This window comes from Streptomyces sp. NPDC097617 (assembly GCF_044761485.1).
Taxonomy (GTDB): domain Bacteria; phylum Actinomycetota; class Actinomycetes; order Streptomycetales; family Streptomycetaceae; genus Streptomyces.
The window spans coordinates 28,089-54,323 of the sequence record NZ_JBIWCL010000009.1; the positions used below are offsets into that span (position 1 = coordinate 28,089).

The following is a 26,235-nucleotide window of genomic DNA, read 5'->3' on the forward strand; positions in this document are numbered from 1 at the left end:
ATTCATATTGCTCCGTAGCGGAGCGCATACGTTCCGCTATATGACCTCGACGCGTCGCACTGACCATGACCGCGTACAGCAGCAGGCGGACGCCCCTGATCCCCGCTGGCCGCTGCGCGGAGACCTTGCGTACGACACCTCAACCTCTCGCACGGGTGTGGTCATAGACATCCCCGGGGACACCGGCACCACGGTCTACCGCCTGTGTCCCGAGGGCGGGGGCGAGGACTGCTGGAACGCCTCGCTCAACACCCTCGTGCCCACGGAGGACGCCCCCGTTCCGCTCCCCCGCAGGGCCGCCGGCGGCACGCCGCAGCGCGGGCCCGAATACGCCCCGTGGGACGACCCGTTCGGTAGTCCGGACCCCAGTCCCTCCCTGAGGGTCCGCGCCGAGCGCGGCATGGAGCGATTCAGGAAGTCGGCCGGCACCGACGGTGCGGCATGAGCAGGCGGCCCTCCTGGCTCTACGAGGGCGCCCGCGTACCGGACCCTGGCGAAGACCGCGAGGGGATCGTCCAGTTCATCGGCGACTGGGAAGACCCCAAGACCCGGCGCTTCATCCCCGAAGCCGTCTTCCTGCGCCCCGAGGGCGGCGGCGTCGAATGGGTCGTCGCCGACCACCAGGCCCTGCGCCAGGCCGACCCCCGCTGAACCCACCGACGCTCCGCCCGGTGCCTCCAACAGGACCACTTGCCTGGGCGGGGCTCACCGCCCGGACCCGATCGAGAGGATCACGATGCAGAGTGCATTTCGGCTCGCGGCCAGGCCTCGGTCTGTGATCATGCAGCCGACCACGAAGTCCCTGCCCATGGACTGCACGTACTGCTACCTGCCGTTCCGCAGGATGAACCACTTGATGCCGGTGACGGTGACGGTTGCCGAGGCTGTGGCCGCGGCCGTCAATCCGTGGGCAGCCGACGATCCGGCGTTCGAGGTCGTGTGGCACGGCGGGGAGCCGCTGGCCACCGGACATGAACACCCACCGCGTCACCCTCGCCGGCAACACCGGATTCCGCGTCACCATGCGAGGCATCGAGCGCCTGCGCCGCTACGGCATCCCGTTCTCCGCCATCGCGGTCGTCTCCGACCCGGCCCCCGAGAACGCGGCCCGCTTCTACGACTTCTTCGCCGAGCTGGGCGTCAACACCATCGGCGTCAACGTCGAAGAGGAAGAAGGGGTCAATCACGGGGCCAAGGACTCCGACCCCGTGCGCGCGACCGAGTTCTGGGCCTCCCTCGCGGACGCCTGGCGGGCCAATCCGGTGATCCGGCTGCGGGAGATCCAGCGGGTGCTCAACTTCGCCGGTGCCGTTCTCGGTAGCCACGACACCGCCCCCACGCCCACCTCCGCACCTTGGGATCCGATGCCCACCGTCGCCTACGACGGCGGGGTGATCATGCTCTCCCCAGAGCTGGCAGGGTTCACCGACGCCCGGTTCGGCGACTTCACCACCGGCAACGTGCTCAAGGACGGCTTGGACGTCCTCGTGGCCGAGGCCGAGGAACGCACCTCCTGGATCCCCGAGTTCTGGCAGGGCGTCGACGCGTGCCGCGCCACCATCACCCTGCCGGAGCTGGACGAGCCCGGCCTCTACCTGAGCAACGTCGACAGCCTCGACAACACTCGCGGCACCGTCCAGGACTTCGCGTACGGGGACGCTGAGCTCCGATCGCTCGACCTCACTCAGACCCAGCTCGTCACCGGCCGGATCACGGGGGTCCGCGCGAAGCGTGCCGAGTTCGAGGCAGTCAACCTCCACGGCATCGAGATCAGCGAGAGCCTCCTCGGCTCGGCACGCTGGACCGGAAGCAAGCTGACCCGCGTCCACGTCCGGGACTGCAAGCTGATGGGCGCCTCCCTGGACGGCCTGGTGCTCGACGACGTGCTCTTCGAAGGCTGCAAGCTCGACTTCGCCACCTTCGAGAAGGTCCGCGTCACCGGCCCCGTGGCCTTCATCGGCTGCGTCCTCACGGAAGCCACTTTCACCGACTGCGACCTGTCCGACGTCGTGTTCACCGACTGCACGCTCCGGCTCACCGAATTCGCTACGGGCCGCTACCGCAACACCGACCTCCGTGAGAACGATCTGTCGGCAATCCGAGGCGTCGCGAACCTCTCCAAGGTCCGCATCGATCCCGGCCAGCAGTCCGACCTCGCCGAAGCCCTCGTGAACGCACTCGACATCACCATCGGGGAAGACTGACCCAGGAGGACCCTGTGCCCCTGCACATCGCCTACGGCGACCCGTCCGCCCTCCGCGCCCGCTGCGAGATCGCCACCGTCCGGACCGTCCGCCCCGGCGAGGCCGCATACGAGCCCGGCGCGATCATCCCCGCCGGGCAGTGGCGCCCCATGAGCGAAGCGGACGTCAAGGCGGTCACGGCCCCTCGTCGACCCCTGGACAGCACCATCGTGGAGATCGTCCGGCCCGCGTATCGGGAAGGACTCCCCCTCGAAGACCTCACTGGCCTGCTGGGCGACCCGGACGCGGTGTACCTCGGCCAAGCCCTCGCCAAGCCCGACATGACCACGACCACCGACAACTACGAGGACGGCCGGCTGATCGGCCTGCACCTCGACAACTGGGACAAGCTCCCGTACGCCGACAAGCACACCGGGCGCCGCAGGGTCTGCTTCAACCTCGGCCCCGGAACCCGGTTCATCGTCCTCGGCACCATCGACGCCCAAGCGGTCTGCCGGGCCGTTCATCCCAACGACCGCACCCACCGCTACCCGCACACCCAGGACTACCGCGACTACGTCGCCAGCGGCCGCCCCCTCCGCATCATCCGAGTACGCCTCGCCGCCGGCGAGGGCTACGTAGCCCCGACCGAATACCTCTTGCACGACGGCTCCAGCGAAGGCCAAGGCCAGCCCTCGGCGGCCGCGTTCTGGCTCGGACACTGGCCCCGCGGGATCCTTCCCTCCCTCATTTGACCCTCACGGCGATGCCCCCTCTCCAGCACAAGGAGAGAGGGCATCGTGGCGTGTGATCCAGAGTGCCTCGCCTGCTGGTTCCCGCGGCGCACGGCCGTAGCTTCGCTCTCGCGTTCGTCCCCGAAGCACCCACATTGCCAACGGATGACCGTGCCGCGCCACAAGGTCACTCCACAGCATCGACATCTCCGTCCGGCACTTCCCGAGGCGATTCCTACGGTCATATGCCCAATGAAGGTGCAGGCAGCGCGTAACTGGGGATAACCAGGGCGAGACGAAAGGAGTACTGATGAAAGAGAAGTCTCTGAAACAACTGCTCGAAGAGGCCCGCCGCCAGATCGAGGTCACCGACGACGAGCTCGCCGAGGCGAAACGCCGAAGACAGCTTCTCACCAACGCACTTGGACGCGCATTCCCCGGATCAACCGTCTACTTCAACGGCAGCGTCGCCCACGGAGACGCCAACACTCCCCTGACCGATGTCGACCTCGGCGCCAAGCTGAGCCCCGGGGACGCGCAGGGGTTCGGACCCGACGGCGACGACGCACTCCCCCTGATGGAACGCGCGCGAGACGCGATACGGGAGCAACTGGGCGACGAGTTCCCCAAGCTCACCGCAGAAGTCGCGGGTCGGCGGCGTGCCGTGCTCGTACGGTTCGGTGACCCGGTGACTGCGGGCCAACCGGACTTCACAGCCGACGTGATGACCGCGATCCCGCACCCTTCCGGCAAGGGCCTCTTCATCCCCAACATGGAGATCGCCGACAAGTGGGACCGGGCCGATCCGATCACGCACACGGAGATGGTGCTGGATGCCATCGACAAGACAGAGAACACGTTCGCCAGGACGGTGCGACTACTGAAGCGCTGGAACTGCACCCACAGCAAGCCGCTCTGCTCCTGGAACATCAAAGCGCTCGCGCTGGAATGCATCACGGCCCCGATGCCACTGGCCGAGGCACTCCAAGCCTTCTTCACCCACGCGGCCCAGGAGCTTAAATCCGGGCAGACTGACGACCCGGCCGGTGTCGCCGGCCTCATCCCTCTCAACCTGCCGATCAGCGAAGTCCGCAAGCGACTCGATACAGCCCGGGAATACATCGACCTCGCCATAGAGCACGAGGCCGAGAACCGACCGCTGAGCGCCCAGCACGTCCTGAGCAAGGTCTTCCCCGAGATCGTTCCGGATGCGGACCCCACCCAGGAGGAGGCCGCCCGGCTCCGCCTGGACGTGGTCGTCACCGGGAGTGCAGCATCCGGACTCGGGCTGGTGGGCCCTCGAGTTACCCTCACCCGAGCCTGGCGCCGTAGAGATGGGGATCTGGTACGGGGTTCAGCCTGCCTGGTGGGCCCCACTGGAACGGGACGCCCGGCATCGCTTCGGCGGCGGCCTCCGGCATTCGTACGGCAAAGGTCGGCTCACCTACCTGGTTGAGCGGACTCGACGTGATCGGCGAGCCGACTCCTGTGCCAGTGACCGTCTCCTTCTTCGAAGAGCCGCCTTACCCCACGTTCGGGCAGCACCCTCGGGACTTCCCGCGCGTCTACGCAAAGCCCGGCGCCGCATCAAAGCACCGGCACGGCAAAGACGATGCCCTGTGCCTCTGGCAGCCGTACGATCCTGAGGAGCGGCGGTGGACCGGCGCGAAGGGCCTACTCGACCTGTTCGAGATCATCCGGACACACCTGTTCATGGAGCACTGGTGGCGCCTCACCGGCGGAGACGACGGGGGCGAATGGCTCATCGAGGACGCACCACACGGCCTGCCGGGGAATAGCACGTGGGCACCGTCGTCATCATCTCGGCCACGCCGCAGGCGGGCAGTTGGACGTGGGCCCAGACCACCGCTCTGATCGTTCCCGTCATCGCACTGGTCGGCGTCTACATCACCTTCACCCTCAACCAGCGCGCAGCACGGCGTGAACGCCGTTCCAAGACGTTCGCCGAAGCGCTGACGGCGGTCGAGGAGTATCTGGAGATGCCGTACCGCATCCGCCGACGGCCGGCTTCTCCAGACGCCCGCCGGGAGCTGACCGACGAGGCCAGCTCCCTTCTCGCCCGCATCGCCTTCCACCACGCTTGGCTCCAGATCGAAGCCTCGGGGGTCGCCGAACCCTACGCCGCCCTCGTTGCCGCCGCGCGCTCCGAGGCCGGTGTCCACATGAGCGAAGCCTGGCAGCAACCCCCTATCGACACCGACAGCGGCATGAACCTGGGGACCGCGTACTCCCGCGACCGCTCGAACACGGCCCGGGCCGCCTGTATCCGGGCTATGCGTCGCCATCTATGACGCAGGTGCCCGAGGCGCTTGCCATCCCGCGCGCACATTCGGTGACAACCATTCCCGGTATGTGCCAACTATCGTCTGTAGTCACACGCCGTCAGCGGCGGACGCGGGGCATGCCCAGGCCGATCCAGGAGATGATCTCGCGCTGGATCTCGTTGTTGCCGCCGCCGAAGGTGAAGATCACGGCGCTGCGGTAGCCGCGTTCCAGTTCGCCGTGGAGGACCGCGCCCGCGGAGCCGTCCTTCAGGGAACCGGCCGCGCCGACGATCTCCATCAGCCAGGCGTACGCGTCCCGGCGGGCCTCCGAGCCGTAGACCTTGACCGCCGAGGCGTCCTGCGGGGTGAGGGAGCCGGCCTGGACGGCGCCCACCATCTGCCAGTTGAGGAGCTTCATCGCGTCGAGCCGGGCGTGGGTGCGCGCGAGGCGGCCGCGGACCCAGGAGAGGTCGATGACCCGGCGGCCGTCGGCGAGTTTCGTCGCGGCGGCCCAGCGCTGGACGTCGTGGAGGGCTCGGATGGCCATCGTGCCGTGCGCGGCCAGGGTGACGCGTTCGTGGTTGAGCTGGTTGGTGATCAGGCGCCAGCCCTTGTTCTCCTGGCCGACGCGCCGGCTCGCCGGGACGCGGATGTCCTCGTAGTAGCTGGCGGTGGTGTCGTGCGAGGCGAGCGTGTTGATCAGGGTGCAGGAGTAGCCGGGGTCCGCGGTCGGGACGAGGAGCATGGTGATGCCCTTGTGGGCGGGGGCGTCCGGGTCCGTGCGCACCGCGAGCCAGACCCAGTCGGCGGTGTCCCCGTTGGTGGTCCAGATCTTCTGTCCGTTGACGACGTAGGTACCGCTCTCCTCGTCGCCCTCGCGGACGGCCTTGCACCGGAGCGCGGCGAGGTCCGTGCCGGCGTCGGGCTCGCTGTAGCCGATGGCGAAGTCGATCTCCCCGGCGAGGATCTTCGGCAGGAAGTACGCCTTCTGCTCGTCGGTGCCGAACTGCATGATGGTCGGGCCGACCGTGTTCAGCGCCATCAGGGGCAGCGGTACGACGGCCTGCGCGGCCTCGTCGAAGAAGATGAACTGGTCCATCGGGGTCATCCCTCGACCGCCGTACTCCTTCGGCCAGCCGACCCCGAGCCAGCCGTCGGCCCCGAGCCGGCGGATGGCCTTCCGGTAGAAGCGCTTCTGGGCGGCCGGATCCTCGTAGCGGGCGTAGACGTCCTGCGGCACCAGCTCGGCGAAGTAGGCGCGCAGCTCGGTGCGCAACTGCTGCTGCTCAGGCGTGTATTCGAGGTGCACGGCCCCTCCGGGAGTCTCGCGGTCCAGCCGGTCGCTGTGGTGGCGGCGGTCAGAGTAGAACGTGTTCCAAGAATTCGGAAGGACCCGAGAGCCGGCGCTTCGGTCGGTGGAACCGTCCACGCTCCCCCTGCTCGGGCTGGTCCGGCACCTGGCCGACGTGGAGCGCCGATGGTTCCGGCAGGTCCTGGCGGGCCAGGACGCGCCGCCGCGGTCCTCCTCGGCGGACGGTCCCGACGGGGACTTCGACGGAGCCGCCCCGGCCGATCCCGCGGCCGTCGGGGCGGCCTGGGAGGCGTGGCGCGGCGAGGTGGCCTTCGCCGAGCGCTTCGTCGCCGAGGCCCCCGACCTGGACGTCGAGGCCGTCGACGCGTGGCGCGGGAAGGTGTCGCTGCGCTGGGTGCTGATCCATAGGGTGGAGGAGTACGCGCGGCACAACGGGCGCGCCGGCCTGCTGCGCGAACGCATCGACGGGGCCATCGACATCCGAGTCCCCAGGCACCCCAACTCACCGGAAAAGCCCTTGCAGTTCGGCCACCTGCCGCACAATGAGCCGCTATGGACATCGACGCATGGCGCCGTGAGGACCCCGAGCTCACACGGGCGGTGACGCAGATCCACGAGCCGGGCGCGCTCCCCGTCGACGCCGCGGTCCCGGCCCGGCACGCGTACTGGGAGCTGCTTCCGCAGGACGTGCGGGCCCGGCTGCTGGAGAAGGCCGGGCGGTGCCTGACCTGGTGGGCCGGGCCCAATTGCGACGGACTCCCCTCCGCGGTGGTCGTCGGGGACCGGGGGCTGTGCCGGGTCGGCCAGGTGCGGGCGGACGGGGCGGCGGAGTTCCGCGGACAGCGGGCCCGTGTCGAGCCGGGTTCGCTGCACAGCCGGAGCTACGACGGGCGGCCCGCGCCGGACGGGCGGACCGCCGCCCCGGGGCTGCCGGGGGCTCCGGTGCTGCGGCTGGACCTGGTCCCGGAGGCGCAGGGGGTCCTCGGCCATTTCCCGCTCCCCGTACAGGACTTCCTGCAGCGCCCCTTCGTCGGCAGGGACGCGCGCGTCACCGCCGACTGGTACTACGACGAGAGCGTCGAGCCCGAGCGGACCACCTGGTTCGTCTCCCTCGTCCTGTCCGGCGACCGCGCCCTGGCGCTCGCCGAGGGCACCCGGACCCTGGACCGGGGCGCCCGCCCCGACCAGGCCCGGTGGCACGGGATCCAGTACCACCGGGCCCGTCTCGCACCACGCTGATCCCTCAGGTGTAGAGGTACTGGACGTCGAAGTGGACGAGGTCGCGGTCCGTGTCGAAGTAGTACCGGCCCGCCGGCGACCCGTCCGCGGCCCAGCTCACGGCGTCGCGGTTGTCCGCGTACGCGTCGAACCCGGGGCTGTGCCGCCAGTTGCCGCCCGCGGGCAGGTACGGCTTCAGCGACTCGGGCGGAGCGGGCGGCTCGGACGGCGCGCCCGCGGCGAAGGCGTGCTCGGGCCGGCCCGTGATCGCGGACGCGCCGCCGCCCGCAAGGTGCGCGAATCCGACCACCCGGATCCGGGAGTCGGGGCTCGGGATGCTCCGGTCGTCGCCCGCGCTGTCGATGTCGTAGCCCAGCCAGTGCGCGTCGGCCAGCGTGCCGAGGAAGCGCCCGAACCGCCGGTTCAGCGGCTCCAGGTCGGTGCGGACCCGTGGCCGGTACGGCACCTCCGGCCACATCAGGTAGGTCAGGCCCGCACCCACCGTGAGCAGCGGGAGACCGGCGATCAGCAGGAAACGGCGGCGATCGGTACGTCCCCGCTGCGCGTCCATGGTCCCCGTTCCCCGTAGCCCGTCAGTTCAGCGCGCCGATCATAGCCGTCGCCGTCGCCGTCATCGCCGTACGGGCGGCCGCCAGGTACGGCCGGGGGTCCGCGGGGGTCAGGTGGGCGCGGATGGCTTCGGTCATGGCCACATTGAGGGCGGTGCCGATGTTGACCTTGCGGATGCCGCCCGCGACGGCCGCCGCGAGTTCGGCGTCCGGCAGGCCGGAGGATCCGTGCAGGACGAGCGGCACCTCCACGGTCTTGGTCAGCCGGGCCAGCAGCACGCGGTCCAGGGCCGCGGTCCGGCTGGTCATCGCGTGGCTGCTGCCGATGGCGACGGCGAGGGCGTCCACCCCCGAGTCGGCGACGAACCGCCGGGCCTCGTCGGGGTCGGTACGGGCGCCGGGCGCGTGCGGGTCCAGCGGCGCGGCTCCGTTCTTCCCGCCGACCTCGCCCAACTCGGCCTCGATCCACAGCCCGTTGGCGTGCGCCCAGTCGGCGGCGGACCGGGTGGCCTCCAGGTTCTCGGCGTACGGGAGGTGCGCGGCGTCGTACATCACCGAGCTGTACCCCGCGTCGCAGGCCCGCCGGAGCAGCTCGGGGCTCTTGACGTGGTCCAGGTGCAGGCCGACGGGGACCGCGGCGGCCTCGGCGCAGGCGGCGGCGGCCCGGGAGATGGGCAGGAGCTGTCCGCCACGGAACTTCACGGCGTTCTCGCTGAGTTGAAGGATGACCGGCAGTCCGGCCGCTTCGGCCCCGGCGACCACGGCTTCGGCGTGCTCGAGGGTGATGATGTTGAAGGCGGCGACGGCCCGGCCGGCCGCGGCCGCCTCCAGGACCAGGTCGCCCGCGGCGGCGAGGCTCATCGGACCGCCTCCTCGCCGCTGGTGAGGATCACCGAGCGGGTGAGGTTGCGCGGTGCGTCCGGATCCAGCTCCCGCTGCGCGGCGACGGCGAGGGCAAGGCGGTGTACGCGGACCAGTTCGGCGAGCGGGTCCAGCCGCCCGGGCACCCACTGGGAGCCGGTGGCACGCACCTGTTCGGCGAGCCCGTCGGGGGCCTCGTCGAGCGACCAGGTGACGGTACCGGGCCCGGAGACGCTGATCGGCCCGTGCCGGTACTCCATCGCCGGGTAGGACTCGGCCCAGGACAGCGAGGCCTCGCGCATCTTCAGCGCGGCCTCGTGGGCCAGCCCCACGCTCCAGCCGCGCCCGAGGAAGGTGAACTGCCCGCGGCCGGCGATCTCGGCCGGGAGGGGTTCGACGAGGGCGGTGCGGGCGTCGGCGACCGCGGTGGCGGTGTGCAGCCCGACGTGGGCGCGCAGCAGGGTGAGGGCGGTGGTCGCGAACCGGGTCTGCACGACGGACTGTTCGTCGGCGAAGTCGAGGACGACGAGCTCGTCCGCGGCCGTCATCACCGGGGTCGCCGGATCACCGACGACCGCGGTCGTGGGCACCCCGGCGTCCCGCAGGCCGGCCAGCAGGTCCAGCACTTCGGTGGTGGTACCGGACCGGGTCAGGGCGACGACTCGGTCGTAGCGGCGGTGGCGCGGAAACTCCGAGGCGGGGAAGGCGTCGGTCTCGCCCTGTCCGGACTCCTCGCGCAGCACGGCGGCCGCCTGGGCCATGTAGTACGAGGTGCCGCACCCGACGATCGCGGCACGCTCCCCCGGCCGCGGCAGCACCGTCCGCCGGGCCGGGGCCAGTTCGGCGGCCCGCTCCCAGCATGCGGGCTGTGTGCCCAACTCGTACGCGACGTGACTCATACAGGCTCCCTCGTGCGACAGACGGGTCTGAATGGTGTAAACGTGAATGCGTTTTCCTGCAAGATAGCGGCTCGTTTCAAGCAACTTCAAGCATCCACACGTTGATCGGCTGAGTCAGTGTCGCCGGGTAGGCCGATGGAGGCCGTCCAAAACGCCGTGGAACGAATGTCGCAGAACACCGAAGGGGGCGGCCGATGACCCGCAAGGAGGCTGGCAGACGCTGCTGGACCCACTGGTGGAGCGGGGCGAGCTGGTGATCCGCCCGCAGTTCAAGATCGTACTGACCGGTGGCGTGGCCCGCCCCCAGTCCTACGAGCTGACCGGCCCGCTCGCCGAACAGGTCCTCGGGCAGCTCGCGGTGGACACGGCGGTGCTCGGCGTGGACGGCTTCGGTCCGACGGACGGCGCGGCCACCCGCCACGAGGACGAGGCCTCGGTCAACCGCCTGCTGTGCGAACGGGCCCGCCGGATCGTCATCGCGGCCGACTCCAGCAAACTGGGCGTCCGCGCCTTCGCCCGTATCTGCGCGACCTCACAGGTGGACGTCCTGGTGACGGACACGGGCCTGGCCCCGGCCGTGGCCGAGGCGTTCGGGGCGCAGGGGGTGGAGGTGGTACGGGTGTGAGAGCCCGCGGGGTCACAGGCCCGCGGACCGGGGCCGGCCTGCGGGCCGACGGGCCTACTGGCGGTCCGGGCGGGCCGGCGCGAGCCTCAGTCCGAAGCCAGGACCCGGGCCTGCGCCCGGCTCCGCAGGAGCCACCGGATCAGCTGCGCGCTCAAGAGCGCCCCCTGGGCGCCCAGTGCGCAGGCGGCGGCGAAAATCTGGCCGAAGGCCAGTGCGGTGAGCAGCACCGTCCCGGCGATCCCGTCGGCCAGATCGATCCGGGCGTCGGTCCGTTCGGCCCCGCGCTCAGTGCTGCGGGCCTTGGTCCAGAAGGCGCGGAGAGAGCCCGCGAGCTGCAACGCGGCGAGGGCCAGCAGGGCGAGGGTGCCCCAGAGAGGTATCTGCACACGCAGAAGCTAGCCCAGCCCGACGGGCGGTGGCCCCACCGGCCCCCCACCGGCCCCCCACCGCAGCCGTCCCGCTTCCCGGGAGCGGGAGCGGGAAACCGGGGCCCGCCGCCACCTCAATGCGCGGGCAGACGTTCCGACTCTCGGATCAGGGCCGCCAAGACCGGGGCGATCAGGGGATGGGTCTCGGCGCCGCGGCGGGTGGCCGCGAAGACGCGGCGGGTGGCCGCCGGGCCCGTGACCGGGCGGACCCGGACCTCCTTGAGGTCCATGCCGCGCAGGGCCGAGCGCGGGACGAGGGCCACTCCGGCCCCCGCGCCCACCAGCGCCGTCACCGCGCGGAAGTCGTCCGAGGAGTGCACGAACCGGGGCGCGAAGCCCGCCAGTTCGCAGGCGAGCAGGGTCACGTCGTGGCACGGGTTGCCGGGGTACTGGCCCACCCAGTCCGCGTCGGAGAGGTCCGCCAGCGCCACGGCGGGCAGGTCGGCCAGCGGATGCCCCGCGGGCAGGACCGCGTCGAAGGGTTCCGCGTACAGCGGGAGGACGGACAGCCGCGCGTCGTCGGCGCCCGGGCCGCCCCGGTATTCGACGGCCAGCGCGAGGTCGGCCTCGCCGTCCAGCAGCAGCGGCAGGCTCTGGTCGCCTTCCGCGTCGCGCACCCGCAGCCGGATGCCCGGCTGTTCCAGCGCGAGCCGGGCGATCGCCGGGGCCAGTACCTCCGCGATGCCGGTCGCGAAGGCGGCGACGGTGACCTCGCCCGCCGAACCGCCCGCGTACGCCGCGAGTTCCGCCTCGGCGCGCTCCAGCTGTGCGAGCACCTCGTGGGCGTGGCCGAGCAGGATTTCACCGGCGGCGGTGAGCCGTACGCCCCGCCCGCTGCGGGTGAGCAGCACGTGGCCCGTCTCCTGTTCCAGCGCCGCGAGCTGCTGGGAGACGGCCGAGGGGGTGAGGTACAGGGCTGCGGCCGCGGCGGTCACCGTACGGTGGTCCGCCACGGCCCGCAGGATGCGCAGCCGGCGGGGGTCGATCACCCCACCATTGTCTCAGGGTGCACGGACCCCTCGAACCTCTCGCCCCCCTCAGACCCCAGCGGTCCCGAGGGCGGCACGGGCGTCGATGAAGGCGGCCACCGCGCGCTCGACGTCGGCCGTCGAGTGGGCCGCGGAGAGCTGGACGCGGATGCGCGCGGCGCCCATCGGCACCACGGGGTAGGAGAAGCCGATCACATACACGCCGCGCTCCAGGAGCAGTTCCGCCATCCTGGCCGCCTCCGCCGCGTCACCGATCATGACCGGGGCGATGGCGTGGTCGCCGGGCAGGACCTCGAAGCCGGCCTCGGTCATCTTCGTGCGGAAGAGCGCCGTGTTGGCCGCGAGGTGTTCGCGCAGGTCACCGGCCGACTCCAGCAGGTCGAGGACCGTCAGGGAGGCCGCCGCGATGACCGGGGCGAGGGAGTTGGAGAAGAGGTACGGGCGCGAGCGCTGGCGCAGCAGCTCCACGATCTCGGCGCGGGCCGCGACGTAGCCGCCGGAGGCGCCGCCGAGGGCCTTGCCGAGAGTGCCGGTGATGATGTCGACGCGGTCCATGACGCCGTGCAGCTCGGGGGTGCCGCGGCCACCGGGGCCGACGAAGCCGACGGCGTGCGAGTCGTCGACCATGACCATGGCGTCGTAGCGCTCGGCCAGGTCGCAGATCTCCGCGAGCGGGGCGACGTAGCCGTCCATGGAGAAGACGCCGTCGGTGACGATCAGCTTGCGGCGGGCGCCGCCTTCGGTGGCTTCCTTCAGGCGGGCTTCGAGCTCGGCCATGTCGCGGTTGGCGTAGCGGAAGCGGCGGGCCTTGGAGAGGCGGATGCCGTCGATGATCGAGGCGTGGTTGAGGGCGTCGGAGATGACCGCGTCCTCGGCGCCGAGCAGGGTCTCGAAGACGCCGCCGTTGGCGTCGAAGCAGGAGGAGTAGAGGATCGTGTCCTCCTGGCCGAGGAAGGCCGAGAGGCGCGCCTCCAGCTCCTTGTGCACTTCCTGGGTGCCGCAGATGAAGCGGACGGAGGCCATGCCGTAGCCCCAGCGGTCCAGGGCGTCCTTCGCGGCGGCGACGACCTCGGGGTGGTCCGCCAGGCCCAGGTAGTTGTTGGCGCAGAAGTTGAGCACCTCGCCGGCGGCGCCGCCCGAGGTGACGGCGACGGCCGCGTTCTGCGGGGTGCCGATGACGCGCTCGGGCTTGTGCAGGCCCGCGGCGCGGATCTCGTCGAGGGTGGAGCGCAGGTCATCGCGGACGGTGTCGAACATGTGCGGTTCTCCTTGTGCGGCGGCGGAGGGCGACGAGGGAGGGGGCCGGGCCCCGCGGAGGGGGGAGGGTGGCGGGGCCCGGCCCGGAGGGAGATGGTTCGGTGGGTGGGGCGGGCGGGTGGTTACGCCGTCCAGTCCAGGATGATCTTGCCGCTCCGGGCGGTCGACGCCTCGTCGAAGGCGGCCTCGAAGTCGCGGTGCGAGTAGCGGCCGGTGATGACGGGGCTGAGGTCGAGCCCGGCCTCCAGCAGCACGGTCATCGCGTACCAGGTCTCGAACATCTCACGGCCGTAGATGCCCTTGATCGTGATCATCGAGGTGACGACCTTCGCCCAGTCCACCGGGAACTCCTGCGCGGGCAGGCCCAGCATGGCGATCCGGCCGCCGTGCGTCATGTTGTCGATCATGTCGCGCATGGCCTCGGCTCGGCCGGACATCTCCAGGCCGACGTCGAAGCCCTCGCGCAGGCCGAGCTTGGTCTGCGCCTCGGCGATCGAGGACTCGGAGACGTTGACGGCGAGGGTGGCGCCCGCCTTGCGGGCGATCTCCAGCCGCTCGGGGCTGACGTCGGTGATGACCACGTTGCGCGCGCCGGCGTGCTTGGCCACGGCCGCCGCCATGATCCCGATCGGGCCGGCGCCGGTGATCAGTACGTCCTCGCCGACCATCGGGAAGGACAGCGCCGTGTGCACGGCGTTGCCGAACGGGTCGAAGATCGCGGCCACGTCCAGGTCCACGGCGGTGCGGTGCACCCACACGTTCTGGGCGGGCAGGACGACGTACTCGGCGAAGGCGCCGTCGCGGCCGACCCCGAGGCCGATCGTGCTGCGGCACAGGTGGCGGCGGCCGGCCAGGCAGTTGCGGCACTTGCCGCACACCAGGTGGCCCTCGCCGCTGACCAGCGCGCCGATCTCGATGTCCTGGACGTCCGCGCCGAGTGCCGCGACCTCGCCGACGAACTCGTGGCCGAGGACGAGGGGGGTCTTGACCGCACCCTGCGCCCAGCCGTCCCAGGCGCGGATGTGCAGGTCGGTTCCGCAGATGCCGGTGCGCAGCACCTTGATCAGCACGTCGCCGGGGCCGTACTCGGGCTCGGGGACGTCCATGAGCCACAGGCCGGGTTCTGCCTTGTGCTTGACGAGTGCCTTCATGGGGTGGCTCCAGGCATGCGGAAGGGGACGCCGCGGGCGGATGGACCCGAACGGCGGCAGTGACGTGCACCAATCTGCCGATCGGCGCGGTGATCAGTCCATCGAGACTTTCTTAAGCGGGTCGACAGCGCAGCTTCACGCCTATGCTCCTCCCGTGACGGGGAAGGGGCTCGCGCCGGCGACGGCACGAGGGGAAAAGGGGAGGTGAGGGGCGTGCCGAGTCTGCGCAGCAGGGCGCTGTCGGCGGCGCTGATCGCGGCGGGACGGCGAAGACGGTTCGCGAGCACGGAGGCGGTCCGGACCCGGGTGGCGCAATCCGCCCGCCGGCCGGCCTCGCATCTGCCGCCGCGGTCGCTGGGGCGGGTCGCCGACATCTCGCGGACCTTCGTCGGAGCCTGGCCGGTGTACGACGTCTCCCCGATCGGGACGGAGCCCGCGGCCCACGTGCTGTACGTGCACGGCGGCGGCTACATCCACGAGCTGGAGCGCCCGCACTGGGCGCTGATCCGGACCCTGGTCACGCAGGCGCGGGCGCGGGTCGTCGTACCCGCGTACATCCTCGCTCCGCGCGGTACCGCCGACCGGACCGTCCCGATCGCGGCCGACCTGCTGAGCGGCCTGATCGCGAGCGGCGGCTCCGCCGGGACCGTGCTCATCGGGGACTCGGCCGGGGCCGGGCTGGCGCTGGCGGCCGCGCAGCGGCTGCGCGACCGCACCGGGGACCAGCCGTCCCGGATCGTACTGATCTCGCCCTGGCTGGACGTGACCATGAGCCATCCGGACCAGGCGGCCATCGAGGCTGCCGATCCGCTGCTGGCCCGCCCGGGACTGCTGGAGGCCGGGCGGCTGTACGCCGGGACCCTGACCGCCGACGATCCGCGGGTGAGCCCGCTGCACGGGGGCTTCGCCGGGCTGGCCCCGATGACGGTGTTCACCGGGACCCGGGACATGCTGACCACGGACAGCCGGGAGCTGCTGCGCCTGGCCCGGGCGGACGGGGCCGAGGTGGAGTTCCACGAGGAGGCCGGGCTGCCGCACGGGTACCCGCTGCTGCCCGTGCCGGAGGGGCGGGCGGCGCGCGAGCGCATCGTCGAGCTGATCAGGTCGACGGCCCCGTAGCGAGGGCCCGGCCGTGAGGACCCGGCCTCGAGGGCCCGGCCGGGCCGGGCAGGATCCGATAGCGGCGGCTCAGGCCGTGCAGGTCATCAGGGAGCTGATCGGCCAGGCGCGGTACGCCGTCCAGTACGCCTCGTCCCGGACGGCGTCGGCGGGCGGGGTCCGGTTCGGCTGCCAGCCGACGGTGACAAAGCCCGCGTCGACGGCGGCCTCGGCGAGGTCGGCGTGGGCCCATTCACGGAATTCGAAGGGCACCGGCGGCTCGGTCAGGAAGTGCGCCTTGAGCAGCGGCGCGTCGCCGTCGCGGACCCGGTCGAGGATCCGCACCCCGTACGGGGACCAGTCCACGCGCGGGAACGCCCCCGCATTGGGCACGATGGCGAGCAGCCGCCCGCCCGTACGCAGGTGGGCGCGGACGGAGCGGAACATCGCGTGCAGGGACCTGCGGTCGGGCGCGTAGCTGAAGACGTACGCGGCAGTCGCCAGGTCGAAGGGGCCGAGGTGGGGCAGCCCGGCGGCATCGGCGACGTGGTACTCGACGTCCAGCCGGTCCTTCGTCGCCTCGTGCTCGCGGGCCAGTCGGATCATCTCCTCCGAGACGTCCACGCCGACGGTGCGCCGGGCCCCGCCGCGGGCCAGCAGCCGGGTGTTGTAGCCGTATCCACAGGCCAGGTCCAGGGCGTCGAGCCCGCGCACCCCGCCGAGGGCGTCGAGGGCTCCGTGCAGGGTGTAGGTGTCCGCGGCGGAGAAGGCCGCCGTGCTGGTGGACTCCGCGTAGCGCTCGCCGATGGTGTCGTACTGGAACCGCATGCTCTGCCTTCCGGGGGCCTGCCGGGGGTGGGACGCCTGCGTATCGTGCCCCGCGGCGCGTCCGGGGGGTGGTCCGCACACCCGTGCGTCCCCCGGACGAGGGATGCGGTCGGCCGATCGGCCGGGACGGGCCGCGGGCAGCCGGGATGCAGGGGCCGCCGCTCAGGGCGCATCCTGGCTGTGTGATGGCGAGAGCGGACAGCGTCGGCGCCGCGCCCGGTACCACGGACGCCCGTGATGCGACGGCCCGCGTACTCGTACGCGCCGCGGTGAGTGCGGCGGAGGCCGTCGGTGGGTACGCGGGCGGGATCTACCTGCGCTCGCCCACCACCGGGCTGCTCCTGCTGGCCGTCTTCACCGGGCTGCCGCTGCAGCTGTTCCGGCCCTGGTGGCGGATGCAGGTGAACCGCCCGTACCCGGTCGCCGAGGCCTACCGCTCCGGCCAGGCCGTGCACCTGCCCGACGCGGAGTCGGCCATGAGCCGGTTCCCCCAGCTGATGGCCGGGCTGCCGTTCCCCTTCGCCTCGCTGTACGAGCCGGTGACCGCCGGGACGGAACGGTTCGGCGTGATCGTGGTGCTGCGCGAGGCCACCCCCGGGATCCCCATCGGGACCGCGGACCGCGAGCGGCTGCGGCTGGCGGCGGAGCATCTGGCCACCGACCTCGCGGCGCTCTCGGAGGCCGGGGCGTCGGTGCTGTGGGAGGGCGACCCCATGGTCGCGCCCGCGCCGCCGCCCGAGGCCGGGGCCGAGGGCGCCCGCAGGGCCGCGGACCGGCTGGCGCAGGCCGTGCTCTCCCTGGACCGGCAGGGCCGGATCGGCTATGTGAACACCGCGGCGGAGGATCTGCTCGGGCTCCACGGGCCGTCGCTGCAGGGGCGGCTGCTGTGGGAGGCGCTGCCATGGCTCGGGCATCCCGCCTACGAGGACCACTTCCGGGCCGGCTACATGTCCGGCGAACACGTGCACTTCGCCGCCCGCCGCGGCCCGCAGGCGCCGGGGCAGTGGCTGTCGGTGGACCTGTACCCCTCCCTCGACGGAGTGACCCTGACGCTGGGCACCTCCGCGAAACCCGCCTACGCGCCGACGTCCAGGGCCGGCCGCGACGCCGCCGCAGCCGCAGCCGCGTCCAAGGCCACGGACGCGGATGTGGAGGTCGGGTTGGACCTCGACGCGTCCGCCGACGAGGCCTCGGCGCTGTACCGGCCGGTGGCCCTCGCCATCGCCCTGACCGAGGCCGTCACGGCCCGGCAGGTGTCGGCGGTGGTCACCGAGGAGCTGCTGCCGGCCTTCGGCGGGCGCCAGCTGGCGATCTACCTGCTCGACGAGCGACATCTGTACCTGGCCTGGGAGACCGGCTTCCCGCGGGGCTTCCTCAACCGCTTCGACGGGGTCTCGCTCGACGTCCGGCTGCCGGGGGTCGAGACGCTGACCACGGGCCGCCCGATGTTCTTCGAGTCGATGCAGCACCTGGCGGCCGCCTATCCGGGCATTCCGCTGGACGCGGATGTCGGCGCCCGCGCCTTCCTGCCGCTGATCGCCTCCGGCCGGCCGGTCGGCTCGTGCATCCTCGGCTTCGACGTGCCCCGCGGCTTCAGTCCGGAGGAGCGTACGGTCCTCACCGCACTCGCCGGTCTGATCGCGCAGGCCCTGGCCAGGGCCCGGCGCTACGACAGCGAGGCGGCGCTCGCCCGCGGTCTGCAGTCCGCCCTGTTGCCGCACCGGCTGCCGGTGCGCGAGCACGTGGCCACGGTCGGCCGCTACCTCCCCGGCACCCTGGGCATGGACGTCGGCGGCGACTGGTACGACGTCGTCGAGACCGGCAGCGGCCTGCTGGCGCTGGTCATCGGGGACGTCCAGGGCCACGGTGTGGCGGCCGCGGCGATGATGGGCCAGCTGCGCAGCGCGGTCCGGGCCTTCGCGCTCAGCGGCAGCACCCCGGAGCAGGTGGTGAGCGGTACCAACCAGCTGCTCATCGACCTGGACCCGGGGCAGTTCGCGAGCTGCTGCTACATGCTGCTAGACCCGGAGTCGGGCGTCGTCACGGCCGTGCGGGCCGGGCACCCGCAGCCGCTGCTGCGCCACCCGGACGGCCGGACCGAGGTGCTGGACCTGGCGGGCGGGGTGGTGCTCGGCATCGACCCGGAGGCCTCGTACCCGGTCACGGAGCTGCGGCTGACGCCGGGCTCGGTGCTCGCCCTCTACACGGACGGGCTGGTGGAGAAGCCGGGCGTCGACATCGACGTCGGGGTGGAGCGGTTGCGGACGGCGCTGGCAGCGGCCCGGCCGTCCCCGCTGGCCGAGGCCGCCGACCGGCTGATCAGCGAGGCGGGCAGCACCGCCGACCGGCCGGACGACATCGCCCTGCTGCTGGCCTCCCGTACCGAATAGCGGCATCAGCCGCGGTCGTCAGCCGGCGTCGTCGGAGCAGGCCAGGGTGAGCGCGGAGTTGACCAGGCCGACGTGGCTGAACGCCTGTGGGAAGTTGCCGAGTTGGCGCCCGGCGAGGGGGTCGTACTCCTCCGCGAGCAGGCCCACGTCGTTGCGTACCGCCAGCAGCCGCTCGAAGAGGGCGCGGGCCTCTTCCCGCCGGCCCGTCATGTGCAGGGCGTCGGTCAGCCAGAACGAGCAGGCCAGGAAGGCGCCTTCGTCGCCGGGCAGCCCGTCGACCGTGGAGCTCGAGGTGGTGTAGCGGCGGACCAGTCCGCTGCTGCCGAGCTCGGCGCGCACCGCGTCGACCGTGCCGACGACCCGCGGGTCGTCGGGCGGCAGGAACCCGACCCTGGGGATGAGCAGGGTCGCCGCGTCGAGTTCCTCGGAGCCGTAGTACTGGGTGAAGGTGCCCCGCCGCGCGTCGTAGCCGTTGGCGCACACCTCACGGTGCACTTCGTCGCGCATGGCGCGCCAGCGGTCGAGCTCGCCGGGGATGGACGGATCGCTCTCCATGGTCCGTACGGCCCGGTCGGCCGCGACCCAGGCCATCACCTTGGAGTGGACGAAGTGGCGGCGGGGGCCGCGGACCTCCCACAGCCCCTCGTCGGGCCGGCGCCAGTTGCGCTCCAGGAAGTCCAGCAGCGCGAGCTGGATCCGCCAGGCGTGCCGCTCGGCGGGCAGCCCGGCGGACCTGGCCAGGTGGAGGGAGTCGATGACCTCTCCGTACACGTCCAGCTGGAGCTGGTCGACGGCCGCGTTCCCGACGCGGACCGGGGCGGAGGAGGCGTAACCGCGCAGCCACGGCAGTTCGTTCTCGGGGATCCGCCGCTCGCCGGCGATCCCGTACATGATCTGGAGGTCGGCGGGATCACCCGCGACCGCGCGCAACAGCCATTCGCGCCAGGCCCGGGCCTCGTCGAGGAAGCCGGTGGACAGCAGGGAGCCGAGGGTGAGGGTGGCGTCCCGCAGCCAGCAGTATCGGTAGTCCCAGTTGCGGATGCCGGCGAGCTCCTCGGGCAGGGAGGTGGTGGCCGCGGCGACGATGCCGCCGGTCGGGGCGTAGGTGAGGGCCTTGAGCGTGATCAGGGAGCGGGTGACCGCCTCCTTGTACGGGCCCTCGTAGCGGCATTGCGAGGTCCACTCCCGCCAGTCGGCGAGGCTCTGCTCGAGCGCGGCGAAGGGGTCGCAGGGCTCGGGGCGCGGCCGGTGCGAGGGGTGCCAGGTCAGGACGAAGGCGACGCGCCGGCCGGCGGTGACCGGGAACTGGGAGAGGGTGCTGTTCTCCTCGCCCCAGGTACGGACCGGCGGCTCACTGCGGAACCAGGCGGAGTCGGGCCCGGCGATGGCCACGCGCTCGCCGTCGCTGCGGCGCACCCAGGGCACGACGTGGCCGTAGTCGAAGCGCAGGCGCAGGGTGCTGCGCATCCTGACCGTGCCGCTGATGCCCTCGACGATGCGGATGACGTCGGGGGCGGAGCCCTCGCGCTGCGGCATGAAGTCGGTGACCTTCACGGCCCCGGTTTCGGTCTCCCAGAACGATTCCAGGATCAGTGAGCCGTCGACGTAGGCGCGGCGGGTGCAGGGTTCGCCGGGGGCGGCGTCGAGGGGTGCGATGCGCCAGTGGCCGTTCTCCTCGTCGCCGAGGAGCTTGGCGAAGCAGGCGGCCGAATCGAATCGCGGCAGGCACAGCCAGTCGATGGACCCGTCACGGCCGACCAGGGCGCTGGTCATCAGGTCGCCGATGAGTGCGTAGTCTTCGATGGCTTGTGTCATTTGTGCGCTATTCCCCTGATTGTCCGGGGCCAATCAGCTCAGGCCCCGGACGGTACTCATGGGATCAGGAGATGGTGATGAACCGGCCGATGCTCGGTACGCCCTGGGCGTCGAGAGCGAAGAGCATGTAGGTCCCCGGCAGGACCACACCGGTGTCGGTCGGAATGGACACGCTGTACGAGCCGCCTCCCGCGGCCGTGAAGGCCAGGGGCACCCGGCGCTGGTCGTTGTCGGTGGAGTGGGTCGCGGCGGCGGCCCGCATCAGGACGAAGGACGCCACCGGGCTCTGGGTGCTCACCGTGAGCGAGGCGCCGGGGGCGGCCCTGGGAGGCACGCCCGCGGTGATGGCGGGACGCGGCTTCGGGGATCCGTCCGCGGCCAGCAGGTACGGCGGGGTGAAGATCGCCCCGTCGGCGTGGTTGGTCGCGCAGTCGCCGCACAGCCCGCCGCCGCCGGAGAAGATCCGCCCGTCGGGCAGCAGGTTGGCCACGCTGTGGTAGTTGCGCGGGACGGCCATGGTGGCGAGCGGGGTGAAGGTGCCGGTCGCCGGGTCCCACAGTTCGGGGGTCAGGACGGAGGTGGCGTCGCTGAAGGGCACCGGATAGGCCTGGCCGCCGAAGACGGCCACCTTGCCGTCGGGCAGGACCACGCTGTTGCTGAAGGCGCGGGCATGCTCCATGTCTCCCGTCCGGGCGGCCTGGACCTGGCCGCCCGAGAAGCCCACGGTGTAGGCCCGCGGGGTGGCGGGGGTCTTCTCGTAGGCGGGCGAGCCGCCCAGAGTGAGCAGTTTGCCGATGTCGTAGGCGACGGCGTTGCCGGTCATGGCGTCCTGGCTGTCGGCCCGGGTGCCGGCGGACGTGATGCTTCCCCCGCCGCTGGTGGTGATCCAGTTCATCTGCTTGCCCGGGCCCAGTTGCAGCACCTTGCCACCCGAAGTGGCGTGCAGCCACATGTGGTTGTCGGCGCGGTAGGGGCCGGCCGGGTCGGCGGTCAGCGCCGGGGCTGCTAAGACGCCGGGCAGGCTGCGCCAGGTGCGGGTGTCCGGCGACCAGACCTCGCCGGCCTTGTCGGTGCTCGCGGTTCCGCTCCAGGATCCGCCCAGGACGAAGGCCTCGCCGGTGGAGAGCAGGGTCATGGCCTGGTAGCCGCGGGCGATGTTCATGCTCGTGGTGGCGGACCAGTCGTCGGTGGCCGGGTCGTAGATGCTCGCCTTCTCCGCGTTGCTGCCGCCGGTGACCAGCACCCGGCCGTCGGCGAGCATGGCGATGCCCGGGCAGAACATGTCGTGTCCGGTGTTGTCGATCCGGCGCTGGGTGACCTTGCCCGTCTTGAGGTCGAGGATCGCGGTCTGGGTGTAGCCGTTGCTGCCGCCGAAGCGGTCGACGGCGTACGCGGACCAGGCCAGCAGCTTGTCACCGGGCAGGGCGGCGGTGGCCACCGGCACCAGGGGGAAGCCGGTGATCCGGTCCCAGGAGCCGTGCACGGCCGGGCTGGCCGGGCCGCTCAGCCGGATCTCGCCGGCCGAGGTCCAGGGGCCGCGGCCGCCGGCCTCGCTCGTCACGGTCAACCGTACGTAGCGGGCGCTCTCCGTCCGCAGGAAGGTGGCGGTCTTGACCGAGTCGTCGTCCCGCCAGGCCCCCGTGGCCACCGGCGCCCTGAAGGTGACGCCGTCGGTGCTGGTGGCGATGGTGTACGCGCCCGCCCGCCCGTTGGGGCCGTCGGGGCGGGGGTGGTAGACGAGGGCCGAGACGGCCGCCGTGCGGTGCATGTCGATGGTGAGGCTGTGCGGCAGCGGGGTCGGGGCCGGGGCCCACTTGCTGTGCCAGATGGTGTTGGCGTTGCCGTCGAGCACGTTGGCGGCGCGACCGTTCTCGCTGCCGGTCTCCTCGTCGCTCGCCGTGGCCGTCCATCCGGTGCGGGACAGGTCGACGGTGGCCGCCGGGGTGCCGGGGTCGCCCAGCAGATCGATCTCGGCGGCGGAGGACCAGGGGCCGCGGCCGCCGGCCTCGGTGAGGGCGGTCAGCCGGACGAAGCGGGCCCCCTGCGGGGCGAACCCGAGGGTCTTGGCGCCCGCGTCGTCGGCGAGCGTGCCGGTGGCCACCGGGCTCGCCCAGTTCTGCCCGTCGGTGCTGACGCTGATGCTGTACTCACCGACGCGCCCGTTGGGGCCGTCGGGGCGGGGACGGTAGACGAGCGCGGAGACGACCGCCGTACGGTGCATGTCGACCGTGATGACGTGCGGCAGCGCGGTCGGGGCCGGGGCCCACTTGCTGTGCCAGATGGTGTTGGCGTTGCCGTCGAGCACGTTGGCGGCGCGGCCGTTCTCATGGCCGGTCTCCTCGTCGCTCGCCGTGGCCGTCCACCCGGCCCGGTCGAGGATCGGAGCCGTCGGCTCCATCGCGTTCGCCGGGGCGATGCCGTGATGCGGCGACTGGGTCGCCGTCTGCTGGTCGGCGGGCACGGGTGCCGGCCGGGGTGCCGGAGCGCGGCCGGCCGCCGCCGTGCTCGTGACCCCGAGCCAGGGGATCAGGCCGACCAGCAGCGAACCGAGGCCGAAGGCTATGAGCAGGTGGGACCGGCGTAACAGGCGGTGGAAGGCGAGGAAGCGCCTGGACTGCAATCTGACCTCCTGGGGCGACGTGGTGTGCCCCGTAGAACATAGATCAGTGTGGTGACAACTAGGCTGGAATCAAAGAGAGTTGGCGCAAACCCGCAAGGCCGGTGGGCGCGGGGTCAGGCCGTTGCCCCGCGGACCGTGATCAGCGCGGCCTGCTCCCCCAGCGCCTCGATCAGCTCCTGGGCGGCGCCGGCCGCGGTGGACCGCAGTACGGCGACGCCGATCTCCCGGGCCAGGGCGGGTACGGCCGGGGCGGGCCGTACCCCTTCCTCCGTCGCAGACGATCTAGTCGCGGACGAGCAGCAGCACGGCGGCGAGGACCACGCCGAGGGCCACGGCGAGCGCGCCGTACGCGAGGCGGTGGCTGCGCAGGACGGGCAGGAAGCGGTCGACGGCGTACCGTCCGGGGCCGGTGAGGGCCAGGGCGGCGGCGCCCGCGGTCAGCAGCAGCTCGTACTCGATGCCCTTCGGGGCGAAGAAGGCGCCGGCTCCGTGGACGGCGATCGCGTTGATGAGGGTGCCGACGATCGCGGCGCCGGCGAGCGGGGTGAGGAGTCCGAGGACGAGGCCGAGTCCGCCGAGGGTCTCGGTGAGGCCGGCGAGGACGGCCATGGCGTCACCCGCGGGGTAGCCGCTGGCGGTGAAGAACTGACCGGTGCCGCTGATGCCGCCGCCACCGAACCAGCCGAAGAGCTTCTGGGCGCCGTGCGCGGCCATGGCCAGGCCGAGGACGAGACGCAGGAGCAGCAGGCCGGCGTCGTGGCCGGGGGTGGAGAGGGCGGCGGGCCGGAGGCGGGCGGCCGGGGCGGCGGCCTGCGGCTTCGTCGCGGTGGCGGAGGGGCTGGTCATCGGTGGGGGTCCTTCCGGTCGGGCGGCCCGCGGGGAGGCGGGAGAGGCTTGTTCAAATTCGAACCACTGAGCCTCGACCCTAACCATTGATTCAAATTGGAACAACCCGTGTACTCTGGCGCCATGGCTGAACCGAGATGGCTGGACGACCGTGAGATGCGGGCCTGGAGCGGGTTCCTTGCCGCGTCGGCCCTGGTGAACCGCCGTCTCGACCAGCAGCTCAAGGACGACGCCGGGCTCTCCCACCCCCAGTATGAGATCCTCGTACGGCTCGCCGCGGCCCCCGGGCGCGAGCTGCGCATGACCGAGCTCGCCAACGGCCTGATCAACTCCAAGAGCGGGCTGACCTACCAGGTCACCCAGATGGAGAAGGCCGGACTGGTCCGTCGCCGCAACTGTCCCTCCGACGTGCGCGGTGTCTTCGCCGTCCTCACCGACGCCGGCAGCGCGAAGCTGGAGGAGGCCGCGCCCGGGCACGTGGCGACGGTGCGGGAGATCCTCGTCGACGTCCTGACCCCCGGGCAGCTCGACGCGCTCGCCGACGGGCTGGGCGAGGTCGGCCGCAGGCTGCGCGGAGAGGGCGCCTGAATGGGTCCGGGCCCGAAGCGGGTATCGCGGACCGGAATCGGGGTATAGGGCCGCCATGGACGGAAAGGTCTGGCTCACGCTGGGCGTGGTCATCGCGGTGGGGCTCGCGATCGCCGCGGCCGTGCTGCTCGTACGGGTCTTCGCGGCCCGGCGGCTGCTGCTCGACTCGGGGATCCCGCTGCGGGACAAGGCCCTGTTCTGGGTCGCCGTCGCCTACACCATCTCGCCGGTGGACCTGATTCCCGACCCGGTCTACCTGGACGACATCGGGGTCCTGCTGCTGGCGCTGCGCTCCCTGCACGCGGCGGCCGGGGCCGTCCGCACCCCGAAGGAACCCGGCGCCACCGCCTGACCCACCCCCCGACCCACCGCCCGAGTCACCCCCCGCCCCACCGCCCGAGTCACCGCCTGCGCCACCACCTGCGAGAGCGCCCGGTTCAGACGTGCTGGTCGAAGAGGACCGGATTGCCGTCCGGGTCGACGATGAGGAAGCTGCCCGGACCCGAGCCCGACTCGTCGACCTCCGTCGCGAACTCCACGCCCCGCGCCTTCAGCCTTCGCTGCACCTCGCGGATGTCGGTGAACGGATCGAGCGCGGTCGCGTCGCTGTCCCAGCCCGGATTGAAGGTCAGCATGTTCTTCTCGAACATTCCGACGAACAGCCCGATCACCACATCGCCGTTCTTGAGGATCAGCCAGCCCTGCTCCGGGTTCCCGCCGAAGACGGCGAAGCCGAGCTTCTCGTAGAACGCCCTGGAGGCGTCGAGGTCGCGCACGGTGAGGCTCACGGAGAAGGCGCCCAGATCCATGCGCACCAGCCTGGACGCCCCTGGACGGCGCCGCAACCCCGACCAGCGGGAGGCCCGGGCCGGCGGGCGGCGAAGGATCAGCGGACGTCGCGGGGCCGGAACTGGATGCTGATGCGGGGACCGACGGCCCGCGCCGACTTGGGTACGGCGTGCTCCATCGTCCGCTGGCAGGAGCCGCCCATGACGACGAGGTCGCCGTGCCCCAGCGGCAGCCGCAGCAGGGTGGCCCCGCCGTCGCGGGGACGGAGCGCGAGGTCCCGCGGATCACCGACGGAGACGATGGCCACCATGGTGTCCTCGGTCGACGAACGGCCCGTCCGGTCCCCGTGCCAGGCGACGCTGTCGCGGCCGTCGCGGTACAGGCACAGGCCGGCGGTGGTGAAGGGCTCACCGAGCTCGGCGGCGTAGTGACCGGTCAGCGCCTCCCGGGCGGCCGTGAGCGAGTCATGCGGCAGGGGCTCACCCGCGTCGAAGAAGGCGAGCAGCCGGGGAACCTCCACCTCGCGCTCGTACATCTGCCGCCGCTCGGCGCGCCAGGGCACGTCGGCGGCCAGCCGCTCGAAGAGCGCGTCGGCGCCGCTCAGCCAGCCGGGCAGGTGGTCGACCCAGGCTCCGGCACCGAGCTCGGTGCGCCGCATGCCGCCGAGGGGACCGAGCCGGATCTCGTCGCCCTGGTCGAAGAGCGAACCCTGAAGGCCCTGGACTGCGTGCATGGCGTGCATGACCCCAC

General features: G+C 72.0%; 25 protein-coding genes and 2 pseudogenes. 13 read left to right on the top strand and 14 right to left on the bottom strand.

All coding sequences use genetic code 11. From position 1 onward, the window contains the following. The first annotated feature begins 40 nt into the window (after nucleotides 1-40). The 6 genes from ACIQZO_RS16905 to ACIQZO_RS16930 all read left to right on the top strand — a co-directional run bounded on the left by ACIQZO_RS16905 (nucleotide 41) and on the right by ACIQZO_RS16930 (nucleotide 5,229). Nucleotides 41-445, top strand: coding sequence for a hypothetical protein (locus tag ACIQZO_RS16905; protein WP_403626489.1), 405 nt, complete (start codon nucleotides 41-43; stop codon nucleotides 443-445). Next, nucleotides 442-651, top strand: coding sequence for a hypothetical protein (locus ACIQZO_RS16910; protein ID WP_403626492.1), 210 nt, complete (start codon nucleotides 442-444; stop codon nucleotides 649-651). Before ACIQZO_RS16905 ends, ACIQZO_RS16910 begins: the two co-directional genes overlap by 4 nt. Before the next feature lie 320 nt (nucleotides 652-971). Further along, entirely contained in the window at nucleotides 972-2,204 is a 1,233-nt protein-coding gene (locus ACIQZO_RS16915) for a pentapeptide repeat-containing protein (RefSeq protein ID WP_403626495.1), read from the top strand. Nucleotides 2,205-2,218: 14 nt separating this feature from the next. Beyond that, nucleotides 2,219-2,938 carry a hypothetical protein gene (locus ACIQZO_RS16920; protein WP_403626498.1) on the top strand — a complete coding sequence of 240 codons (720 nt, stop codon included), beginning with the start codon at nucleotides 2,219-2,221 and terminating at the stop codon, nucleotides 2,936-2,938. Nucleotides 2,939-3,227: 289 nt separating this feature from the next. Continuing rightward, on the top strand, nucleotides 3,228-4,373 hold the full coding sequence (locus ACIQZO_RS16925; RefSeq protein ID WP_403626501.1) for a hypothetical protein: 1,146 nt from the start codon (nucleotides 3,228-3,230) through the stop codon (nucleotides 4,371-4,373). 346 nt (nucleotides 4,374-4,719) lie between these two features. Beyond that, nucleotides 4,720-5,229, top strand: a complete 510-nt coding sequence (locus ACIQZO_RS16930; RefSeq protein WP_403626504.1) for a hypothetical protein — start codon at nucleotides 4,720-4,722, stop codon at nucleotides 5,227-5,229. A gap of 91 nt (nucleotides 5,230-5,320) precedes the next feature. On the opposite strand, the gene ACIQZO_RS16935 is transcribed toward ACIQZO_RS16930, so the two are convergent. After that, nucleotides 5,321-6,511 (bottom strand): acyl-CoA dehydrogenase family protein, encoded by a 1,191-nt coding sequence (locus ACIQZO_RS16935; protein WP_403626506.1) that lies wholly within the window; start codon nucleotides 6,509-6,511, stop codon nucleotides 5,321-5,323. A gap of 94 nt (nucleotides 6,512-6,605) precedes the next feature. On the opposite strand from ACIQZO_RS16935, the pseudogene ACIQZO_RS16940 reads away from it, so the two are divergent. Then, nucleotides 6,606-6,995: pseudogene (locus ACIQZO_RS16940) on the top strand (DUF664 domain-containing protein); the annotation flags it as partial. Between the two features lie 71 nt (nucleotides 6,996-7,066). Continuing rightward, the gene (locus tag ACIQZO_RS16945; protein ID WP_403626509.1) at nucleotides 7,067-7,753 is read left to right on the top strand and encodes a hypothetical protein; all 687 of its coding nucleotides are present in this window, start codon (nucleotides 7,067-7,069) and stop codon (nucleotides 7,751-7,753) included. Between the two features lie 4 nt (nucleotides 7,754-7,757). Here ACIQZO_RS16945 and ACIQZO_RS16950 read toward each other — a convergent pair whose 3' ends face one another. The 3 genes from ACIQZO_RS16950 to ACIQZO_RS16960 are packed head-to-tail and all read right to left on the bottom strand — an operon-like array spanning nucleotide 7,758 to nucleotide 10,061. Next, nucleotides 7,758-8,303 carry a hypothetical protein gene (locus ACIQZO_RS16950; protein ID WP_403626511.1) on the bottom strand — a complete coding sequence of 182 codons (546 nt, stop codon included), beginning with the start codon at nucleotides 8,301-8,303 and terminating at the stop codon, nucleotides 7,758-7,760. 22 nt (nucleotides 8,304-8,325) lie between these two features. After that, nucleotides 8,326-9,162, bottom strand: coding sequence for a class II fructose-bisphosphate aldolase (locus tag ACIQZO_RS16955; protein ID WP_403626514.1), 837 nt, complete (start codon nucleotides 9,160-9,162; stop codon nucleotides 8,326-8,328). Next, entirely contained in the window at nucleotides 9,159-10,061 is a 903-nt protein-coding gene (locus ACIQZO_RS16960) for an SIS domain-containing protein (RefSeq protein ID WP_403626517.1), read from the bottom strand. The genes ACIQZO_RS16955 and ACIQZO_RS16960 overlap by 4 nt, the downstream gene beginning before the upstream one ends. 247 nt (nucleotides 10,062-10,308) lie before the next feature. Here ACIQZO_RS16960 and ACIQZO_RS16965 point away from each other — a divergent pair. Further along, nucleotides 10,309-10,686 (top strand): annotated as a pseudogene (locus ACIQZO_RS16965) (DeoR/GlpR family DNA-binding transcription regulator); the annotation flags it as partial. An 86-nt stretch (nucleotides 10,687-10,772) separates the two neighbouring features. On the opposite strand, the gene ACIQZO_RS16970 reads toward ACIQZO_RS16965, so the two are convergent. The 4 genes from ACIQZO_RS16970 to tdh all read right to left on the bottom strand — a co-directional run bounded on the left by ACIQZO_RS16970 (nucleotide 10,773) and on the right by tdh (nucleotide 14,511). Further along, complete coding sequence (locus ACIQZO_RS16970) at nucleotides 10,773-11,072, bottom strand: hypothetical protein (protein WP_403626520.1); 300 nt, start codon at nucleotides 11,070-11,072, stop codon at nucleotides 10,773-10,775. A gap of 116 nt (nucleotides 11,073-11,188) precedes the next feature. Then, nucleotides 11,189-12,103, bottom strand: a complete 915-nt coding sequence (locus tag ACIQZO_RS16975) for a LysR substrate-binding domain-containing protein (protein WP_403626523.1) — start codon at nucleotides 12,101-12,103, stop codon at nucleotides 11,189-11,191. Between the two features lie 48 nt (nucleotides 12,104-12,151). Next, complete coding sequence (locus ACIQZO_RS16980; protein WP_403626526.1) at nucleotides 12,152-13,360, bottom strand: glycine C-acetyltransferase; 1,209 nt, start codon at nucleotides 13,358-13,360, stop codon at nucleotides 12,152-12,154. A 122-nt stretch (nucleotides 13,361-13,482) separates the two neighbouring features. Further along, the gene (gene tdh, locus ACIQZO_RS16985; RefSeq protein WP_403626529.1) at nucleotides 13,483-14,511 is read right to left on the bottom strand and encodes an L-threonine 3-dehydrogenase; all 1,029 of its coding nucleotides are present in this window, start codon (nucleotides 14,509-14,511) and stop codon (nucleotides 13,483-13,485) included. 213 nt (nucleotides 14,512-14,724) lie between these two features. Between tdh and ACIQZO_RS16990 the strand changes: the two genes are divergently transcribed. Next, nucleotides 14,725-15,630, top strand: coding sequence for an alpha/beta hydrolase fold domain-containing protein (locus tag ACIQZO_RS16990; RefSeq protein ID WP_403626531.1), 906 nt, complete (start codon nucleotides 14,725-14,727; stop codon nucleotides 15,628-15,630). Between the two features lie 69 nt (nucleotides 15,631-15,699). Here the strand turns inward: ACIQZO_RS16990 and ACIQZO_RS16995 are convergent, their stop codons facing one another. Further along, complete coding sequence (locus ACIQZO_RS16995) at nucleotides 15,700-16,437, bottom strand: class I SAM-dependent methyltransferase (RefSeq protein WP_403626534.1); 738 nt, start codon at nucleotides 16,435-16,437, stop codon at nucleotides 15,700-15,702. A gap of 185 nt (nucleotides 16,438-16,622) precedes the next feature. Between ACIQZO_RS16995 and ACIQZO_RS17000 the strand changes: the two genes are divergently transcribed. Continuing rightward, nucleotides 16,623-18,827 carry a SpoIIE family protein phosphatase gene (locus ACIQZO_RS17000; protein WP_403627009.1) on the top strand — a complete coding sequence of 735 codons (2,205 nt, stop codon included), beginning with the start codon at nucleotides 16,623-16,625 and terminating at the stop codon, nucleotides 18,825-18,827. Nucleotides 18,828-18,845: 18 nt separating this feature from the next. On the opposite strand, the gene ACIQZO_RS17005 is transcribed toward ACIQZO_RS17000, so the two are convergent. The 3 genes from ACIQZO_RS17005 to ACIQZO_RS17015 form a co-directional block, all read right to left on the bottom strand. After that, nucleotides 18,846-20,642, bottom strand: coding sequence for a glycoside hydrolase family 15 protein (locus ACIQZO_RS17005; RefSeq protein WP_403626536.1), 1,797 nt, complete (start codon nucleotides 20,640-20,642; stop codon nucleotides 18,846-18,848). A 64-nt stretch (nucleotides 20,643-20,706) separates the two neighbouring features. Then, the gene (locus ACIQZO_RS17010; RefSeq protein ID WP_403626539.1) at nucleotides 20,707-23,262 is read right to left on the bottom strand and encodes a discoidin domain-containing protein; all 2,556 of its coding nucleotides are present in this window, start codon (nucleotides 23,260-23,262) and stop codon (nucleotides 20,707-20,709) included. A 282-nt stretch (nucleotides 23,263-23,544) separates the two neighbouring features. Then, entirely contained in the window at nucleotides 23,545-24,108 is a 564-nt protein-coding gene (locus ACIQZO_RS17015; protein ID WP_403626542.1) for a DoxX family protein, read from the bottom strand. Nucleotides 24,109-24,231: 123 nt separating this feature from the next. On the opposite strand from ACIQZO_RS17015, the gene ACIQZO_RS17020 reads away from it, so the two are divergent. Both ACIQZO_RS17020 and ACIQZO_RS17025 read left to right on the top strand, forming a co-directional pair. Next, a complete protein-coding gene (locus tag ACIQZO_RS17020; protein ID WP_403626545.1) occupies nucleotides 24,232-24,696 on the top strand; it encodes a MarR family winged helix-turn-helix transcriptional regulator in 465 nt (154 codons plus the stop codon). Between the two features lie 55 nt (nucleotides 24,697-24,751). Then, complete coding sequence (locus tag ACIQZO_RS17025) at nucleotides 24,752-25,048, top strand: YkvA family protein (RefSeq protein WP_403626548.1); 297 nt, start codon at nucleotides 24,752-24,754, stop codon at nucleotides 25,046-25,048. A gap of 85 nt (nucleotides 25,049-25,133) precedes the next feature. Here ACIQZO_RS17025 and ACIQZO_RS17030 read toward each other — a convergent pair whose 3' ends face one another. Then, complete coding sequence (locus ACIQZO_RS17030) at nucleotides 25,134-25,505, bottom strand: VOC family protein (protein WP_403626551.1); 372 nt, start codon at nucleotides 25,503-25,505, stop codon at nucleotides 25,134-25,136. 77 nt (nucleotides 25,506-25,582) lie between these two features. After that, nucleotides 25,583-26,218, bottom strand: a complete 636-nt coding sequence (locus tag ACIQZO_RS17035) for an alpha-ketoglutarate-dependent dioxygenase AlkB (RefSeq protein WP_403627012.1) — start codon at nucleotides 26,216-26,218, stop codon at nucleotides 25,583-25,585. Between the last annotated feature and the right edge of the window lie 17 nt (nucleotides 26,219-26,235).